Consider the following 16462-nt stretch of genomic DNA (forward strand, 5'->3'; position numbering starts at 1 on the left):
GATCGAGAAGACGCCGAAGGAACCGGTGCTCCTGGTTACTGTCCGCGGCCTCGGCTACCGCTTCGACGCTTGATCGCGGGTCCTGGCGGGGTGAGCTGCAAGGCGGAGGAGGGCGCGATACCAGCGGTATCGCAACCGACGACAACGCCGCAGATCGCCCCGCCAGGGCCCGCGATCAAGCGTCGAAGCGGTAGCCGAGGCCGCGGACAGTAACCAGGAGCACCGGTTCCTTCGGCGTCTTCTCGATCTTGGAGCGGATGCGCTTGACGTGGACGTCGAGGGTCTTCGTGTCGCCGAAGTAGTCGCTCCCCCAGACGCGGTCGATGAGCTGGCCGCGGGTGAGGACACGGCCCGCGTTGCGGAGGAGCATCTCGAGGAGCTCGAACTCCTTGAGGGGCATCGGGGTCTCGACGCCGTCGACTTCGACCGTGTGGCGTTCGATGTCCATGCGGACGGGGCCGGCGACGACGATCCGCTCCTCGCCGGGCTCCTCGGTGCGGCGTCGGAGGACGGCGCGGATGCGGGCGAGCAGTTCGCGGGTGGAGTAGGGCTTGGTGACGTAGTCGTCCGCGCCGAGCTCCAGGCCGACGACGATGTCCACTTCGGAGTCCTTGGCGGTGACCATGATGATCGGGACGGAGGAGCGGGTGCGGATCTCGCGGCAGACCTCGGTGCCGGGCATGCCGGGCAGCATGAGGTCGAGGAGGATCAGGTCGTAGTCGCCCTCGTCGAAGGCGGCGACGGCGCGGTTGCCGTCCTCGGCGACGGTGACGTCGTAGCCCTCGCGTTCGAGCAGGTAGCTGAGGGGCTCGCTGAGGGCGCTCTCGTCCTCGACGAGCAGGATGCTGGTCACGCGTGTTCTCCTATCGGGGCGGTCGCCGCGAAGGGCGTCCGGGCGGGGTCGGCTTCGGGGAGCCGGATGGTGAAGGTGGAGCCGCGGCCGGGCTTGGACCAGACGCGAACGTCGCCGCCGTGGTTCTGCACGGCGTGCTTGACGATGCTGAGGCCGAGGCCGGTGCCGCCGGTGTGGCGGGAGCGGGCCTGGTCGACGCGGTAGAAGCGCTCGAACACCCGGTCGAGGTCCTCCTCCGGGATGCCGATGCCCTGGTCGGTGACGGCGATCTCGACGACTCCGCCGGTGGAGCGGACGCCGATGCCCACGCGGGAGCCGGCGGGCGAGTACTGGATGGCGTTGGCGAGGAGGTTGTGCAGCGCCGAGACGAGCATCTTCTCCTGCCCCACGACGTAGGCCTTCTTCATCCCGCCCTTGACCAGGGTGACGTCGTGCGACTCCGCCATGACGTGGGTGGTCTCGAGCGCCGCCGTGACGACGTCGTCGACGCGGATGATCTCGGCGGAGCCGGCGACGTCGGCGGCCTGGAGGCGGGAGAGCTCGATGATCTCGCGCGTGATCTTCGCGAGGCGGTGCGACTCCTGGGTCAGCCGGTGCGCGAAGCGGCGCACCTGCTGGGGGTCGTCGGCGGCGGAGTCGAGGGCCTCGGCGAGCAGGCCGACGGCGCCGATCGGGGTCTTCAGCTCGTGGGAGATGTTGGCGACGAAGTCCCGGCGGACGGCCTCGAGCCGGCGCGCCTCGGTGTGGTCCTCGGCGATGACGAGGACGTAGCGGGAGCCGAGGCGGGTCGCGTGGACGACGAGCGTCACGGCGGCGTCGGAGAGCGGGCTGGTCGCGAGCTCGAGGTCCTGGACGATGTCGTCGCCGAAGCGGCGGACGCGGTCGACGATGGCGGCGAGGTCGGGGTGGAGCAGCGTGTCCTGCGAGACCAGGCCGAGCGCGACGGCGCGGGTGGACGCCTTCAGCACGTTGTGAGACGGGTCGGTCACGAAGGCGGGCGAGCCGACGGCGTCGATGATCGCCTCGATCCCCTCGGGGAGCCCGACCGAGATCACGTCCTGCGCGATGCGGCCCTGGCGGGCGGCGAGCGTGAGCACGGTCGTCAGAAGGATCCCGATCGCGACACCGAGAACGAGCGACAGAACCACGATCAAGCCCGAATCCACGGACCCAGGCTAACCATCCACCGGGCGTCCCCCTACCGGACGCCCGTCGATCCTCCGGGGGTCGAGTACTGTTCAAACGCCCGGCACCGTCCGTTAACCTGCCGTGGTCATCATGACTGCGCCTGCGCCCACGGAGTGCAGTCGCAGCGGCGTGCGAGGTGCTCGCCGCAGATCCGGCGCCGTCGTCCGCGCGCGCCGTAGAGAGGGTCGAACACAGATGCGCGAAGTTTTCCAGCAGGAGCTGGCCGAGGTCCAGGAACGACTCGTCGAGATCTCCGGACTCGTCGAGATCGCCATCGAGAAGGCGACCCAGGCGTTCAACCACTCCGACGTCACCCTCGCGGAGGAGGTCATCGCGAGCGACGCGCGCATCGACGAGCTGGCCATCAGCCTCGACGAGCTCGCGATCGACATCCTCGCCCGGCAGAACCCGGTCGCCCGCGACCTGCGGATCGTCGTCTCGGCGCTGCGCATCAGCGCGTCGCTCGAGCGGATGGGCGACATCGCCGAGCACATCGCCCAGCTCTCGCGCTACCGCTTCCCCGACAAGGTGGTCCCCAAGAGCCTGCGTCCGACGTTCGTCGAGATGGGCCGCCTCGACGTGGTCGTCGCGCACAAGCTGACCGACCTGCTCCGCTCGCAGGATCCGCGCATCGCCGAGGAGATCCGCGACGAGGACGACAAGATCGACGAGCTGCACGTCAGCGTCTTCGACAAGGTGCTCAGCGAGGCGTGGAAGGGCCAGGCAGCGGACACCGTCGACGCGACCCTCGCCAGCCGCTACCACGAGCGCTTCGCCGACCACGCCGTGTCGATCGCCAAGAAGGTCCAGTACCTGATCTCGGGCGACTACTCCTAGTCGACACCTCGGGCTCCGGCCCGTCTCACCGTCCGGCCCGCAGGAACGATCGTCTCCTGCGGGCCGGACGTGTCCGTGCCGTCCCCGTCGGAGCTGCGGACGGGAACGGCCCGCCGGAGTCGAGGACTCGGGCGGGCCGTTCGCGCGTGCGGGGCGGTGCTACTTCTTGGCGCCCTGGGCGGCGACGGCGGCGGCACCGGCGGCCGCGGCCTCGGGGTCGAGGTAGCGCGCCTCCCCGATGGGCTCGAAGTCCTCGTTCAGCTCGTAGACGAGCGGGATCCCGGTCGGGATGTTGAGCTCCGCGATGTCCGAGTCCGAGATGCCGTCGAGCGTCTTCACCAGCGCGCGGAGGGAGTTGCCGTGCGCGGTGATCATGACGGTCTTGCCCGAGGCGAGGTCCGGCTTGATGTCGGACTCCCAGTACGGGAGCATCCGCTCGATCACGAGCTTCAGCGACTCGGTGCGGGGCAGGGCGTCGCCGAGGTCGGCGTAGCGCTCGTCGTGCGCCTGCGAGTACTGGTCGTCGTCGTCGAGCGGGGGCGGCGGCACGTCGAAGGAGCGGCGCCAGGTCTGGAACTGCTCGGGGCCGTACTCGGCGAGGGTCTGCGCCTTGTCCTTGCCCTGCAGGGCGCCGTAGTGGCGCTCGTTGAGGCGCCAGGAGCGCTTGACGTCGATCCACAGGCGGTCGGCGACCTCGAGGGCGATGTTGGCGGTCTGGATCGCACGGGTCTGGCGCGACGTGTAGACGATGTCGGGGTGCAGGCCCGCCTCGGTCAGCAGCTCGCCGGCGCGGGTGGCCTCCGCGACTCCCTGCTCGGTCAGGCGCACGTCGACCCAGCCGGTGAAGAGGTTCTTCTGGTTCCACTCGCTGTTGCCGTGGCGCACGAGGATGAGGGTGTAGGTCTCGGACATGCGTCCAGCTTAGAGGCGGCCCCCTCGCCCGCGGATACGCTGGAGAGCATGCCCATCGGAGCCGTCACCCGCGGAACGACGGGCACGAACCGCCTCCGCCGGGTCGACCGCCGGCTCGCCGAGCTGCCCGTCCTGCGCAGCACCGCCTCCCCGCTCGTCGTCGATCTCGGCTTCGGGGCGAGCGCGGTCACCACGCTCGAGCTGCACCGCCGGCTCGTCCAGGCCGCGCCCGACGTCGAGGTGCTCGGCCTCGAGATCGAGCCCGCACGGGTCGACACCGCTCGGCGCCAGCTCGCCCGGGTGAGGGAGGGCGGCACGCCGTTCCCCGCGGACGCGCGCGTGCGCTTCGAGCGCGGCGGCTTCGAGGTGCCCCTGCCCGCGGGGCGGCGGGCGGGCGTCATCCGCGCCTTCAACGTGCTCCGCCAGTACGACGAGGACGCGGTTAGGGGAGCCTGGGCGACGATGACGGACCGCCTGCAGCCCGACGGCGTCCTGGTCGAGGGCACCTGCGACGAGATCGGCCGCATCTGCACCTGGATCGAGGTCGGCCGGGAGGGCCCGCGCTCGCTGACCCTCTCGCTCCGGCTCGCGGCGATCCCCTCGCCGATGACGGCGGCCGAGCGCCTGCCGAAGGCCCTCATCCACCGCAACGTGCCCGGCGAGGGCGTGCACGCCTTCCTCTCCGCCCTCGAGCGGGCGTGGACGCTGAACGCCCCTCTCGCCGTCTACGGTCCGGGTCAGCGCTGGATCGCGGCGGTCCGGGACCTCCGGCCGGAGTGGCCGGTCCTCGGCGGGCCGCGGCGCTGGCGCCTGGGCGAGGTGACGGTCGCGTGGGAGGCGGTCGCCCCCTCCTCCTGAGCGCCGGGCCTGAGCGCCGGGCCTGAGCGCCGGGCCTGAGCGCCGGACCTCCTGAGCCCTAGGCGAGCGGGGGCAGGGCGGCCCGCGCCTCGGCGGGAGCGGCGCCGGTCGCCGTGAGCAGGTCGACGACGAGCGGGCGGAGCAGGACGAGCACCGTCTTCTCGGCGAGGCGCGCCTCAGGGATCAGCCGCTGGGGGTCGAGCGTGGTCGCGAGCAGCACGAGGTCCTGACGCGCCAGGGTGAGCACCGACGGATCGACGACCGCGCGGCCGAGCAGCGCGATGCCCGGGCCGAGGGCGGCGACCGCTCCGGCGAGCGCCGGCCGCGGGGCGCCGTCCCCGACGAGGAAGTCGGTGCGGCGCGCGACGATGCGCAGATTCCGGGTCACGAGGTCCAGCGCGGACAGCATCACGGCCTGGCGGGAGAGCTCGCCGCGGTGCCGACGGACGAACGGCGAGATCCGGGCGACGCCGGTCGCGGAGTCGAGCGCCGCGGTCCAGCCGTCGATGACCGGCTGCGTCCCGCGGATCCGCTCGAGGGCTGCGGTGGACGCCGAGGAGTCGCCCCGGCGGAGCGCCTCGGCCAGCTCCTCCACGGTCCGGCTGAGCGCGGTGAGGAGCCGGTGCGCCTCGGCCCGCGCTGTGCGCAGCGGCGTGCGGGGCACGATCGCCGTGCAGAGCAGCGCCGCGAGCCCACCGATCAGGCCGTCGACGCTCCGGGTGAAGACGCCTCCGTCCGGCGCAGGGAGGACCATCACCAGCATCGCCTGGGTCCCGGCGGCCACGGCGAACCCCGGCGAGGGCGAGAGGGCCCGGCCGAGCGTGAAGACGATCGCGAGGACGACGGAGAGCTGCCAGACGCCGCTCCCCCATAGCAGGAGCAGGACCTCGCTGGCCGTGATGCCGATGAGCATCCCCGTCGCTGTCTCGGCCACCTGCTTGGGGCGGGTGTCGCGCGCGATGCCGAGGCTCGAGATCGTGGCCGTCAGCGCCAGCACCGGCGAGGGGTGCCCGAGGAGGAAGTGCGCGACGGAGTAGGCGAGGGTCGCCGCGAGCACGATCTGCAGCACGGCGGGGAGCGACGCCCCCGCGCGGGCGAGGGCGCGCGCGGGACTCAGCTCGGGGGTCCGGACGAGACCGCGCAGCCGCTCGGCCGCCCGGCCCCGCTCGGCGGGACGTGCGGCCACCACGGCGTGGCCTACCTGGTCGTCGCCCCGAGGCGGGGCAGGCGGGGCACTCCCGCCTCCGCTCCGGCTCCGGGAGGGACCACGACCTCCTGGGCCGCGGCCACGCGCGAGTCGCCGGCCAGCACGGTCAGCTCGAGGTCCACCGGGACGCTCCGCTTGACGACCGCGAGGGCGACCGGTCCGTCCTCGTAGTGCCAGGCGCTGGAGGTGACCGTGCCGACCTCGACCGGCTCGCCGCCCTTGAGCGCCGTGACGACGTCGCCGTGGGCGGGGAGGACCGAGTCGGAGCCGTCGAGCTGCAGCAGGACCAGGCGCCGCGGCGGGTGGCCGAGGTTGTGCACCTTCGCCACCGTCTCCTGGCCCCGGTAGCAGCCCTTGGCGAGGTGCACGCTCGAGCGGAGGAGGTCGAGCTCGTGCGGGATGGACCGCTCGTCGACCTCGGTCGCGTGGCGCGGGCGCCAGGCGGCGATGCGCAGCGCCTCGAGGGCGTCGACCCCGGCGAGGGCCACTCCCACCCCGACGGCCGTCTCCGCGAGGGCCTCGAGGGCCGCTCGCGGGACCAGGACCTCGCGGAGCTCCCAGGAGGCCCCGGGGTGCTCTGTGGTCAGCGCGTACTGCCAGCCGCCCGGCTGGACCTGCGACCACGGGTCGCTCCAGACGACGGGCTCCTCGGCCAGGGACAGAGCGAGCGTCAGGGCCGGCCCGTCGCCGAGGGCGGCGAGGGTCGCGAAGTCGTCGGTGCGGTCGGCGACCTCGACGCGGAGCATGAAGCGCATCCGGTCGAGCCAGGCGGCCAGGCCGGCCGTCTCGTCGCGGTCGAGCAGGAGCCAGGCGGTCTCGCCGTCGTCGACGAGGCGGATGACGTGCTCGATCCGGCCGGTCGGGTCGAGCAGGAGCGTCTCGGCGGACGCGCCGGGAGCGAGGCGCGAGACGGCCTGGCTGGTGAGCGAGTCGATCCAGGTGAGACGGTCCGGCCCCGTGACGGTCACGACGCCGCGGCCGGAGAGGTCGACGAGCGCGGTGCCCGCGGCGAGAGCGCGCTGCTCGCGGAAGGGCTCGCCGTAGTGGGCGGCGACGCCGGGCTCGGCGGCGCTCGTCGTCGCGACCGCGCCCGGGGCGGCCAGGAGCGGGGAGAGCGCGTCAGTCGACACGGGCGAGCCGTCCGGAGGAGTGGGTCCGCAGGCCCTGGCCGAGCGCGGCGATGTCCCACGCCCACAGCAGGTGGTCGTCGACCAGGCCGTAGAGGCGCGTGGCGGCGGCGTAGTCCTTCGCCGCGGCGGTGCGCATCACCGCGTCGGTCGCGAGGTCGATCCGCGGCCCCTTGACCTGACCGAGGTAGAGCTCGCTGACCCCGTCCGGGTGCACGAGCGAGACCTCGATGTCGAAGCCACCGGCGGCGTTGCGCAGCGTCTCGACGGACTCCGCGTCGGGGAAGGCGGGTGCGCCGCGGCCGGGCAGCATTCCCGGGCCCGCGTCGGAGTCGGTCAGAGCGCGGCTGAGGCGCCAGTAGCCGGTCTCGGTGACCAGCGGCCGGGGCGCCTCCTCGGCGCCCTCCTCGATCAGCCACGTGTAGGAGTTGTAGTTGAGGTACGGGAGGCCGTCGTAGCTGAAGCTGATGCGATGGCCGAACTCGGCCTGGACGGAGTCGTCGCCGATCGTGTAGTCGATGACGCCCGAGCCCTCCCAGACGCCGAGCAGCCAGGACAGGGGGACGAGCTCGGGCGGCAGGCCCGACGGAAGCGAGATCACTCGGGCTCCGGCGGCGGCTAGCGCTGGCCGCGGTAGAGCTTGTAGACGACCACGCCGGAGACCCACGCGATGGCGAGGGAGGCGAGCCCGAGCAGACCGAGGTAGAAGAGTTCCAGGGCGAGAAGCATGCGCTCATCCTACCCGCCGCCTCCGACGCAGGGGCGGGGCCGACGCGGCCGCTCAGGCGGTGCGGATCCGGGCGCTCGGGAAGGGAGGGCGCGACCGCTCAGGCGGGGAGGAGGAGGGCGATCCCGCTCGCGACCGCGACCACGGCCATCGCCCCGACGATGCTCGTCATCGCGCGGAGGAGGTACCCCTCGGCGCGGGCCACGGCGAGCTGCACCGCGAAGGTCGCGAGCACGCATCCGCCGAACGTCAGCGCGAGCCAGAGCTGCCGGGACTCCGGAGCGGCGATCGCCAGCGTCAGCACGGAGCCCGCGAGTGCGAGCGCCCAGACGACTCCGATGCCCACCCGATCCCTGCCCATCCGACAATTGTGCCCCAGGCGGACGCCCCTCCCGGCCCGCCGCTAGTATTGCGGGCAGACCAGTTCTGGAGGATCCGTGGCGCAGTTGTTGATACTGACCTCGGCGGGAGGCGCCGAGGTGCTCCCCGCACTGGGGCTCCTCAGCCACCGGACTCGGCAGATCCCCGCGGAGCCCGCCCAGCTCGTGAACGCCCCGAGCTGCGATCTGATCCTGGTCGACGCGCGGCAGGACCTCGCCAGCGCCAAGTCGCTCTGCAAGATCCTCACGACCACGGGCATCAACGTCCCCCTCATCCTGATCCTCACGGAGGGCGGGCTCACGGCCGTCTCGGCCGACTGGGGCGTCAACGACGTCATCCTCGACTCGGCCGGCCCCGCCGAGGTCGACGCCCGCATCCGCCTGGTGATCGGCCGGCTGGCGCAGGAGCAGTCGACCTCGCGCATCCAGGCGTCGGGCGTCGTGATCGACGAGGCCAGCTACTCCGCCAAGGTGCACGGGCGCCCGCTCGACCTCACCTTCAAGGAGTTCGAGCTCCTCCGCTTCTTCGCCACGCACCCCTCGCGCGTCTTCACCCGCGAGCAGCTGCTGAGCGAGGTGTGGGGCTACGACTACTTCGGCGGCACCCGCACGGTCGACGTGCACGTGCGGCGCCTCCGCGCGAAGCTCGGCGACCTGGAGTCGCTGATCGGCACGGTCCGCAACGTCGGATACCGCTTCAACGTGTACGAAGAGGACAATGAGCGAGTCGCTCAACCTGTCCGTTGAGGACCTGGCCGATCCCGCGGTGGCGGCCGGCCTCGAGCACCTGATCGGGCGCGCCGCCTGGTTCGACCACCAGCCCCCCTTCAGCGACCAGACGCTCGTCGACGCCCGGGCCGGCTCGCGCACCCTCCTCGTGGGGCTGCGCGCGGACGTGGTCGTGGCGGCGGCGATCCTCGGGCAGGGCGAGCTGGAGTTCGTCGTCGATCCGGAGTGGCGCTGGGTCGGCTTCGGCACCGCGACCCTGGAGCAGGTCCTCGCGAGCGGCCGGACGGGCCTGCTCGCCTGGGCGCACGGCGACCACCCCGCCGCCCGGGCCCTCGCGGCCTCCCACGGCTTCGCCCCGGTGCGCACCCTCCTGCACCTCGAGCTCGAGCCGCTCGCCGCCCCCGAGGTCCGCGTCCCCGAGGGCGTCGTCCTCTCGGACGCCCGCGACCTCGCTCCGGCCGAGTGGATCGCCCTGAACGCGCGGATCTTCGCCGCGCACCCCGAGCAGGGGCGGATGACGGAGGAGGACCTGGCGGCCCGCCGCGCCGAGCCGTGGTTCGACGAGGGCGACTTCCTCCTGCTCCGCGACGCCGACGGCACGCTCCTCGGCTACGACTGGCTCAAGATCGAGCCCGGATCGACGACCGGCGAGATCTACGTCCTCGGGGTCGCCCCCGAGGCGGCCGGACGGGGACTCGGCCGCACCCTGCTGAACGCCGGGCTCGCGCGGATGCTCGAGCGCGGCTGCACCACGGCCGACCTCTACGTCGAGGCCGAGAACCGGTCGGCGGTGGCGCTCTACCGCTCGCTGGGGTTCACGGACGCCTCCGTCGACGTGCAGTACCTGCAGCGCGCCGCGCCGCTGCGCTGAGCCGGCACTCCTCCACAGGGCCTCACCCGGCCCCGTTCATCCGGCATTCACGAGCGGCGGCGCGGAGCGGACGGACGCGGTGCCAGGATGGTCGCATGGACGGCGACAACCTGCTTCTCGAAGACGGTCTCAGCGATGACCTCGACGACGACTTCGACGACGAGGAGGAGCACTCGGACCCGCTCCTCCCCGACAACCGCTACCTCGACCGGGAGCTGAGCTGGCTCGCGTTCAACCAGCGCGTGCTCGAGCTCGCGGAGGATCCGCTGGTTCCGGCGCTCGAGCGGGCGAACTTCCTGGCGATCTTCTCGTCCAACCTCGACGAGTTCTTCATGGTCCGGGTCGCCGGCCTCAAGCGCCGCATCCTCACGGGGCTCGCCCTGCCGACGAACATCGGCCGCGTGCCGGTCGACGTGCTGACCGACATCTCGGAGAAGGCGCACCTGCTGCAGCAGCGCCACTCCCGAGCGTTCAAGGAGCTCGTCGAGCCCGCCCTGCGCGACGGCGGCATCGACCTCGTCCGCTGGGACGAGCTGAGCGACGCCGAGCGCACCGTGCTGGACGACTACTTCTCGGCCCAGGTGTTCCCTGTGCTGATGCCGCTCGCGGTCGACCCGGCGCACCCGTTCCCCTACATCTCCGGCCTCTCGCTCAACCTCTCGGTGCGGGTGCGGAACCCGAAGACGCAGAAGGTCGAGTTCGCGCGCCTCAAGGTGCCGCAGATGCTCCCCCGCTTCGTGAGGATCGCCGGAGTCGCGGCGCCGGGCGAGCCGATGCGGTTCATCTCGCTCGAGGACCTGATCGCCAACCAGCTGGACGACCTGTTCCCCGGCATGGAGATCCTCGACCACCACGTGTTCCGGGTGACGCGCAACGAGGACGTCGAGGTCGACGAGGACGAGACCGAGAACCTGATCAAGGCCCTCGAGAAGGAGCTGCTGCGCCGCCGGTTCGGCCCGCCCATCCGCCTCGAGGTCACCGACGACATGGACGACGAGACGCTGGGCCTGCTGGTCCGCGAGCTCGACATCACGACGCAGGAGGTCTACAAGCTCCCGGCCCCACTCGACCTCAGCGGGCTCTTCAGCCTGCAGAAGATCGACCGCCCGGACCTGAAGTACCCCAATCACGTCCCGACGACGGCGGTGCAGCTCTCGCCCAGCGAGCCCAACCAGCGGCAGGACGTCTTCAAGGCCGTCTCCCGCGGCGACGTGCTCCTTCACCACCCCTACGAGTCCTTCGCGACGAGCGTGCAGTCGTTCCTCGAGCAGGCGGCGGCCGATCCGGACGTGCTCGCGATCAAGCAGACGCTCTACCGCACCTCGGGCGACTCCCCCATCGTCGAGGCGCTCATCGACGCGGCCGAGTCGGGCAAGCAGGTGCTCGCCCTGGTCGAGATCAAGGCGCGCTTCGACGAGCAGGCGAACATCTCGTGGGCGCGCAAGCTCGAGAAGGCGGGCGTGCACGTGGTCTACGGGCTCGTCGGGCTGAAGACCCACTGCAAGCTCGCGCTCGTCATCCGCCAGGAGAAGGGCGGAGTGCTCCGCCACTACTCCCACATCGGCACCGGCAACTACAACCCGAAGACCTCGCGCATCTACGAGGACCTCGGACTCCTGACGGCCGACCCCGAGGTCGGCAAGGACCTCACGCGTCTGTTCAACGAGCTCTCGGGCTACGCGATCGAGAAGAAGTTCAAGCGCCTGCTCGTCGCGCCGCGCCACCTGCGGAAGGGCCTGCTCAAGCGGATCGCCGCCGAGACCGAGAACGCCCGCGCGGGGCGCCCCTCGGGCATCCGGATCAAGGTCAACTCGATCGTCGACGAGTCCGTGATCGACGCGCTCTACCGCGCCAGCCAGGCCGGCGTGCCGGTCGACGTGTGGGTGCGCGGCATCTGCGGGCTGAAGCCCGGCCAGGAGGGGCTCTCCGAGACCATCCGCGTGCGCTCGATCCTCGGCCGCTACCTCGAGCACTCCCGCATCTTCAGCTTCGTCAACGGCGGCGAGCCGGACGTCTTCATCGGCAGCGCCGACATGATGCACCGCAACCTCGACCGCCGCGTCGAGGCTCTGGTGCGGATCGTCGAGCCGGCGCACCTCAGCGAGATCGACGACATGTTCGAGCGGGCGATGGACGAGCGGACCGCCTCCTGGTGGCTCGGCCCGGACGGCGACTGGACGCGGCACCACCTCGATGAGGAGGGCGCTCCGCTCGCCGACCTGCAGAACCAGCTGATGCAGCACATCACCCATCGCAAGCGCGCGGCGACACGGTCCGCCAACCGGGCCTCCAGCCGCTGACGCCCGTGACGGGCACCGTCTACGCAGCAGGAGCGGTGTGCTGGCGGATCATCGAGGGCCGCCCGCACATCCTCGTGATCCACCGGCCGCACCGCCGGGACGTCAGCCTGCCCAAGGGCAAGGTCGACGCGGGCGAGTCCCTCCCGGAGACCGCGGTCCGCGAGATCCGCGAGGAGACCGGGCTCTCGGTGGCGCTCGGGGTGCCGCTGGGGTGCACCGAGTACACGCTGCCGAGTGGACGCCCGAAGGCCGTCTACTACTGGGCGGCGCAGGTGACCGAGAAGGCCGTCCTGGCGTCCGACTTCCTCCCGAACGACGAGGTCGAGGCGCTCGAGTGGGTGACGCTCAAGCGGGCCCGGAGCTACCTGACCTATCCGCACGACGTGACGATCGTCGACGAGTTCGCCCGGATCGCCGCACGCGGTGCGCTCGAGACCTTCGCGATCGTGGTCCTGCGGCACGCGAAGGCGGTGCCCGCCTCCTCCTGGGACGGCCGCGACTCCACCCGCCGCCTCACCGGGCGCGGCCGGGTCGAGGCCGCGGCCGCCGCTCAGGCCGTGGCCGCCTGGCGCCCGCGCCGCCTCGTCTCGAGCACCGCCAAGCGCTGCCGGTCGACCATCGCCCCGCTGTCCGGTCTGGTCAGGAAGCCGGTCAAGCTGCGCGACGACCTCAGCCAGGAGGCGCACGAGCAGGGCACCGCCGACGTCCGCGCCCTCGTCGGCAAGCGGGTCCGCGCCCGCCGCACCGCCGTCCTCTGCAGTCACCGGCCGGTGATCCCCGAGATCCTGCGCGAGATCGCCCTCGCCACGGCGACTCCTCTCGGCGCCTACCTCGACGAGGCGGCAGCGCTCCCGACCGGGGGCTTCGCCGTGGTGCACCTCTCCACCGGCCACCCCGGCTCCGGCATCGTCGCGATCGAGACGCACACGCCGCTGGCCTGACCGCCCGGGCGCGCTGCGCGACCGGCTCGACGGGTCCGTCCGCACCGGGCCGGTCGCGCCGCCGGGACGCGCCCGACGCACCACGCCTTCCCCGCCGCCCCGTCGCTCCGCAATCCCGAGGCGGACCCGTTCACCGCGCGTTCACCGAGCGGTCGGTGCCAGGACACGACCCCTCCGTACTCTCGCTCGCGGGCTGCACCAGGTCCTGTTCTGTTTTCCACGCTTTCCTACCCGAAAGGGATACTTGTGAGATTCTCGCGTCTCGGCCAGGCGGCCGTCGTCGCCGCCGTCGCAGCGATCACGCTGACCTCCTGCGCTGCCAACGAGGCACCGGCCGCAGGCGGCAGCTCCGGCTCCGCCACCACCTCCACGCTCTCCGGCACCATCACCGGGATCGGCTCGTCCGCTCAGGGCACCGCGCAGACCACCTGGGCCGCCGCGTTCCAGACTGCGAACCCCGAGGTCACGGTCAACTACGACCCGCAGGGCTCCGGCGCCGGCCGCACCAACTTCATCGACGGCGCCGCCGACTACGCCGGCTCCGACTCCGCGCTCAAGGACGAGGAGCTCGCGGGCACCTTCGCCGCCTGCGCCCCCGACACCAAGGCGATCGACCTCCCGGTCTACATCTCGCCGATCGCGGTCATCTTCAACGTGGAGGGCGTCGACGAGCTCAAGCTCGACGCGGCCACCATCGCGGGCATCTTCAAGGGCACCATCACCTCCTGGGACGCCCCGGAGATCAAGGCCCTGAACCCCGACGCGACCCTCCCGTCGGCGAACATCACCTCCGTGCACCGCTCGGACGACTCGGGCACCACGCAGAACTTCACCGACTACCTCGCGGCCACCGCGAGCGACGTCTGGGACGCTCCTGCCGCGCAGACCTTCCCGTACCAGAGCGGTGACGGCGCCAAGGGCACCTCGGGTGTCGTCGACGCGGTCAAGAACGGCACCAACACGATCGGCTACGCCGACGAGTCCGGCGCCCAGGGCATGGACATGGCGCAGCTGAAGGTCGGCGACGCGTTCTCGACCATCTCGGCCGACGGAGCCGCGGCGGTCGTCGCCGCCTCGCCCATCGCCGAGGGCCGCGAGGACAACGACCTCGCGATCAAGATCGACCGCACCGGCACCGAGGCGGACGCCTGGCCGATGGTCCTGGTCAGCTACCTCATCGTGTGCCAGGAGTACGCGGACGCCGAGAAGGGCGAGGTCGTCAAGTCCTTCGCCTCCTACGTCGCGAGCGAGGAGGGCCAGGAGGCCGCCGCCGCTCAGGCCGGCTCCGCTCCCCTGAGCTCCGAGCTCGCCTCGACCGTCGCCACCGCGATCGAGTCGATCAAGTAGTCCCACCGGCAGGGCCCGTCTCGCAGCACGATCCGCGGGACGGGCCCCGCCTGTGCCGGGCTCGACCCACCGGACGCCCCTCCGAGCCCTAGCATCTCCCTGTGCGCCCCGCCGAACCCCCTCGTCTGAAGAGAGTCCCCTGGAATGGCAACTGAGACCGTCGTCCGCCCGAAGGCGAAGGTGCGTGTCGGAGATCGGGTCTTCTCGATCTCGACCGTCGCCGCCGGCTCCCTCATCCTCCTCGTCCTCGCCGCCGTCGCGATCTTCCTCATCGCGCAGTCGATCCCCGCGTTCACCGCGCCGGCCGGCAGCCTCCCCGGCGACGCGACGAGCTTCTGGGCCTACGTCGGCCCCCTGGTGTTCGGCACGGTCTGGTCGGCGGTGATCGCCCTGGTGATCGCCCTGCCGCTCTCGATCGCGATCGCCCTCTTCATCTCGCACTATGCGCCGCGCCGCATCGCGATGGCCCTCGGCTACGTGGTCGACCTCCTCGCCGCCGTCCCCTCGGTGGTCTTCGGCCTCTGGGGCGCGACCGTGCTGGCGCCGATGGTGCAGCCCTTCTACCTCTTCCTCAACGTGAACATCGGCTGGTTCCCGCTCTTCGGCGGCCAGGCGTCGGGCACCGGCAAGACGATCCTCACCGCCTCGGTGGTGCTGGCCGTCATGGTCATCCCGATCATCACCGCGGTCTGCCGCGAGATCTTCCTCCAGGCCCCGCGCCTGCACGAGGAGGCGGCGCTCGCGCTCGGCGCGACCCGCTGGGAGATGATTCGCATGGCCGTCCTGCCCTTCGGCGCTCCGGGCATCGTCTCGGCCGCCATGCTCGGCCTCGGCCGGGCCCTCGGCGAGACGCTCGCCGTCGCGATGGTGCTCTCGCCCGCGACGGTCGTCTCCTTCCTCCTGCTCACCTCGCAGAACTCGAACACCATCGCCGCGAACATCGCGCTGCAGTTCCCGGAGGCGAGCGGAGTCGGCGTCAACGTCCTCGTCGCCTCGGGCCTCATCCTCTTCGTCATCACCCTCGTCGTGAACTCGGTCGCGCGGTTCATCGTCAACCGCCGCAAGGCCTTCTCGGGAGCCAACTGATGTCCGCCGCCACCTCGTCGATGCCCTTCTCGCTGCAGGCGGGCAAGCTGCCCAAGGGCACCCCCTGGATGCTGCTCGTCGGCAGCTGGGTCGTGTTCGCCGCCGTCTTCCTGATCCTCCAGGCGGCCGGAATGATGAACGACTTCAGCCTCGTCGGCGCGATCTTCTGGGGCACCGTCCTCTTCGACGTCGCCATCTACGTGGTCTCGCGCCTGGTCGAGGGCGGCCGCAAGGCTGTCGACCGCCTCGTGACCTCGCTGGTCGCGACCGCGTTCATCATCGCGCTGCTCCCGCTGATCTCCCTGCTCTACACGGTCGTCTCCAACGGAGTCGCGCGGTTCGATCCGCTCTTCTTCTCCTCGTCCATGCGCAACGTCATCGACGCGGGCGGCGGCGCCCTCCACGCGATCATCGGCACGCTCGAGATCACGGCCATGGCCGCGCTGATCTCGGTGCCGATCGGCCTGCTCACCTCGATCTACCTCGTCGAGTACGGCCGCGGCCACCTCGCCCGGGCGATCACCTTCTTCGTCGACGTGATGACGGGCATCCCCTCCATCGTCGCGGGCCTGTTCGCGTACGCGCTCTTCGCGCTGCTCCTCGGCCCCGGCGTCCGGATGGGCTTCGCCGGCTCGATCGCCCTCGCCGTGCTGATGATCCCCGTGGTCGTCCGCTCGTCGGAGGAGATGCTGAAGCTGGTCCCGAACGAGCTGCGCGAGGCGTCCTACGCCCTCGGCGTGCCGAAGTGGCTGACCATCGTCAAGATCGTGCTGCCGACCTCCATCGCCGGCATCACGACGGGCATCACCCTCGCGATCGCCCGCGTCATCGGCGAGACCGCCCCGCTGCTCATCGTCGCCGGCTTCACCGCGTCGATGAACTACGACCTCTTCAGCGAGCGGATGATGACCCTCCCGGTCTTCGTCTACACGCAGTACGCGAACCAGGGCCCCGACGCCGAGGCGTTCCTCAACCGGGCCTGGACCGGCGCGCTGGCCCTCATCCTGATCGTCATGGCGCTGAACCTGGTCGCCCGCCTGATCGCGAAGATCTTCGCCCCCAAGCTCGGCCGCTGACACCCACCACTCGGCTCCGGCCG

At 71.6% G+C, this 16462-nt stretch carries 16 protein-coding genes; 9 read left to right on the forward strand and 7 right to left on the reverse strand.

Features of this window, described 5'->3' with window-relative positions; all coding sequences use genetic code 11:
* Window positions 1–175: 175 nt before the first annotated feature.
* Together C5C44_RS15090 and C5C44_RS15095 are read right to left on the reverse strand one after the other, a co-directional pair.
* Window positions 176–853, reverse strand: a complete 678-nt coding sequence (locus C5C44_RS15090; RefSeq protein WP_104227263.1) for a response regulator transcription factor — start codon at window positions 851–853, stop codon at window positions 176–178.
* Entirely contained in the window at window positions 850–2019 is a 1170-nt protein-coding gene (locus tag C5C44_RS15095; protein WP_104224692.1) for a cell wall metabolism sensor histidine kinase WalK, read from the reverse strand. The genes C5C44_RS15090 and C5C44_RS15095 overlap by 4 nt, the downstream gene beginning before the upstream one ends.
* A gap of 217 nt (window positions 2020–2236) precedes the next feature.
* Here C5C44_RS15095 and phoU point away from each other — a divergent pair, with 217 nt between their 5' ends.
* Window positions 2237–2878 carry a phosphate signaling complex protein PhoU gene (gene phoU / locus C5C44_RS15100; protein ID WP_104224693.1) on the forward strand — a complete coding sequence of 214 codons (642 nt, stop codon included), beginning with the start codon at window positions 2237–2239 and terminating at the stop codon, window positions 2876–2878.
* Between the two features lie 159 nt (window positions 2879–3037).
* Here the strand turns inward: phoU and C5C44_RS15105 are convergent, their stop codons facing one another.
* A complete protein-coding gene (locus C5C44_RS15105; protein ID WP_104224694.1) occupies window positions 3038–3790 on the reverse strand; it encodes a phosphoglyceromutase in 753 nt (250 codons plus the stop codon).
* A gap of 48 nt (window positions 3791–3838) precedes the next feature.
* Between C5C44_RS15105 and C5C44_RS15110 the strand changes: the two genes are divergently transcribed.
* A complete protein-coding gene (locus C5C44_RS15110) occupies window positions 3839–4648 on the forward strand; it encodes a class I SAM-dependent methyltransferase (protein ID WP_104336130.1) in 810 nt (269 codons plus the stop codon).
* 58 nt (window positions 4649–4706) lie between these two features.
* On the opposite strand, the gene C5C44_RS15115 is transcribed toward C5C44_RS15110, so the two are convergent.
* The 4 genes from C5C44_RS15115 to C5C44_RS15130 form a co-directional block, all read right to left on the reverse strand.
* The gene (locus tag C5C44_RS15115; protein WP_104336131.1) at window positions 4707–5837 is read right to left on the reverse strand and encodes an aromatic acid exporter family protein; all 1131 of its coding nucleotides are present in this window, start codon (window positions 5835–5837) and stop codon (window positions 4707–4709) included.
* A gap of 8 nt (window positions 5838–5845) precedes the next feature.
* Entirely contained in the window at window positions 5846–6985 is a 1140-nt protein-coding gene (locus C5C44_RS15120; protein ID WP_104324497.1) for a folate-binding protein YgfZ, read from the reverse strand.
* Window positions 6975–7583 carry an FABP family protein gene (locus C5C44_RS15125; RefSeq protein ID WP_104224698.1) on the reverse strand — a complete coding sequence of 203 codons (609 nt, stop codon included), beginning with the start codon at window positions 7581–7583 and terminating at the stop codon, window positions 6975–6977. Before C5C44_RS15125 ends, C5C44_RS15120 begins: the two co-directional genes overlap by 11 nt.
* Before the next feature lie 226 nt (window positions 7584–7809).
* Window positions 7810–8070 (reverse strand): hypothetical protein, encoded by a 261-nt coding sequence (locus C5C44_RS15130; RefSeq protein ID WP_146076503.1) that lies wholly within the window; start codon window positions 8068–8070, stop codon window positions 7810–7812.
* Window positions 8071–8146: 76 nt separating this feature from the next.
* Here C5C44_RS15130 and C5C44_RS15135 point away from each other — a divergent pair, with 76 nt between their 5' ends.
* The 7 genes from C5C44_RS15135 (at window position 8147) to pstA (ending at window position 16439) form a co-directional block, all read left to right on the forward strand.
* Window positions 8147–8836, forward strand: coding sequence for a winged helix-turn-helix domain-containing protein (locus C5C44_RS15135; RefSeq protein ID WP_104224700.1), 690 nt, complete (start codon window positions 8147–8149; stop codon window positions 8834–8836).
* Window positions 8808–9689, forward strand: a complete 882-nt coding sequence (gene mshD, locus C5C44_RS15140; RefSeq protein ID WP_104336132.1) for a mycothiol synthase — start codon at window positions 8808–8810, stop codon at window positions 9687–9689. Before C5C44_RS15135 ends, mshD begins: the two co-directional genes overlap by 29 nt.
* 95 nt (window positions 9690–9784) lie before the next feature.
* On the forward strand, window positions 9785–11989 hold the full coding sequence (locus C5C44_RS15145) for an RNA degradosome polyphosphate kinase (RefSeq protein ID WP_104224702.1): 2205 nt from the start codon (window positions 9785–9787) through the stop codon (window positions 11987–11989).
* A gap of 5 nt (window positions 11990–11994) precedes the next feature.
* Entirely contained in the window at window positions 11995–12930 is a 936-nt protein-coding gene (locus tag C5C44_RS15150; RefSeq protein ID WP_104224703.1) for an NUDIX domain-containing protein, read from the forward strand.
* Between the two features lie 246 nt (window positions 12931–13176).
* On the forward strand, window positions 13177–14277 hold the full coding sequence (gene pstS / locus C5C44_RS15155) for a phosphate ABC transporter substrate-binding protein PstS (protein WP_104268351.1): 1101 nt from the start codon (window positions 13177–13179) through the stop codon (window positions 14275–14277).
* A gap of 144 nt (window positions 14278–14421) precedes the next feature.
* Entirely contained in the window at window positions 14422–15363 is a 942-nt protein-coding gene (pstC, locus tag C5C44_RS15160) for a phosphate ABC transporter permease subunit PstC (RefSeq protein WP_104227270.1), read from the forward strand.
* Complete coding sequence (pstA, locus tag C5C44_RS15165; RefSeq protein WP_104224706.1) at window positions 15363–16439, forward strand: phosphate ABC transporter permease PstA; 1077 nt, start codon at window positions 15363–15365, stop codon at window positions 16437–16439. Before pstC ends, pstA begins: the two co-directional genes overlap by 1 nt.
* The last annotated feature ends 23 nt before the right edge of the window (window positions 16440–16462 follow it).

The organism is Rathayibacter sp. AY1F6 (genome assembly GCF_002932035.1).
Classification (GTDB): domain Bacteria; phylum Actinomycetota; class Actinomycetes; order Actinomycetales; family Microbacteriaceae; genus Rathayibacter.

Coding starts and splice junctions, on each gene's coding strand:
- phoU (WP_104224693.1), top strand. CDS start 2,237: ATGCGCGAAGTTTTCCAGCAGGAGCTGGCCGAGGTCCAGGAACGACTC.
- C5C44_RS15105 (WP_104224694.1), bottom strand. CDS start 3,790: ATGTCCGAGACCTACACCCTCATCCTCGTGCGCCACGGCAACAGCGAG.
- C5C44_RS15110 (WP_104336130.1), top strand. CDS start 3,839: ATGCCCATCGGAGCCGTCACCCGCGGAACGACGGGCACGAACCGCCTC.
- C5C44_RS15130 (WP_146076503.1), bottom strand. CDS start 8,070: ATGGGCAGGGATCGGGTGGGCATCGGAGTCGTCTGGGCGCTCGCACTC.
- mshD (WP_104336132.1), top strand. CDS start 8,808: ATGAGCGAGTCGCTCAACCTGTCCGTTGAGGACCTGGCCGATCCCGCG.
- C5C44_RS15145 (WP_104224702.1), top strand. CDS start 9,785: ATGGACGGCGACAACCTGCTTCTCGAAGACGGTCTCAGCGATGACCTC.
- pstC (WP_104227270.1), top strand. CDS start 14,422: ATGGCAACTGAGACCGTCGTCCGCCCGAAGGCGAAGGTGCGTGTCGGA.
- pstA (WP_104224706.1), top strand. CDS start 15,363: ATGTCCGCCGCCACCTCGTCGATGCCCTTCTCGCTGCAGGCGGGCAAG.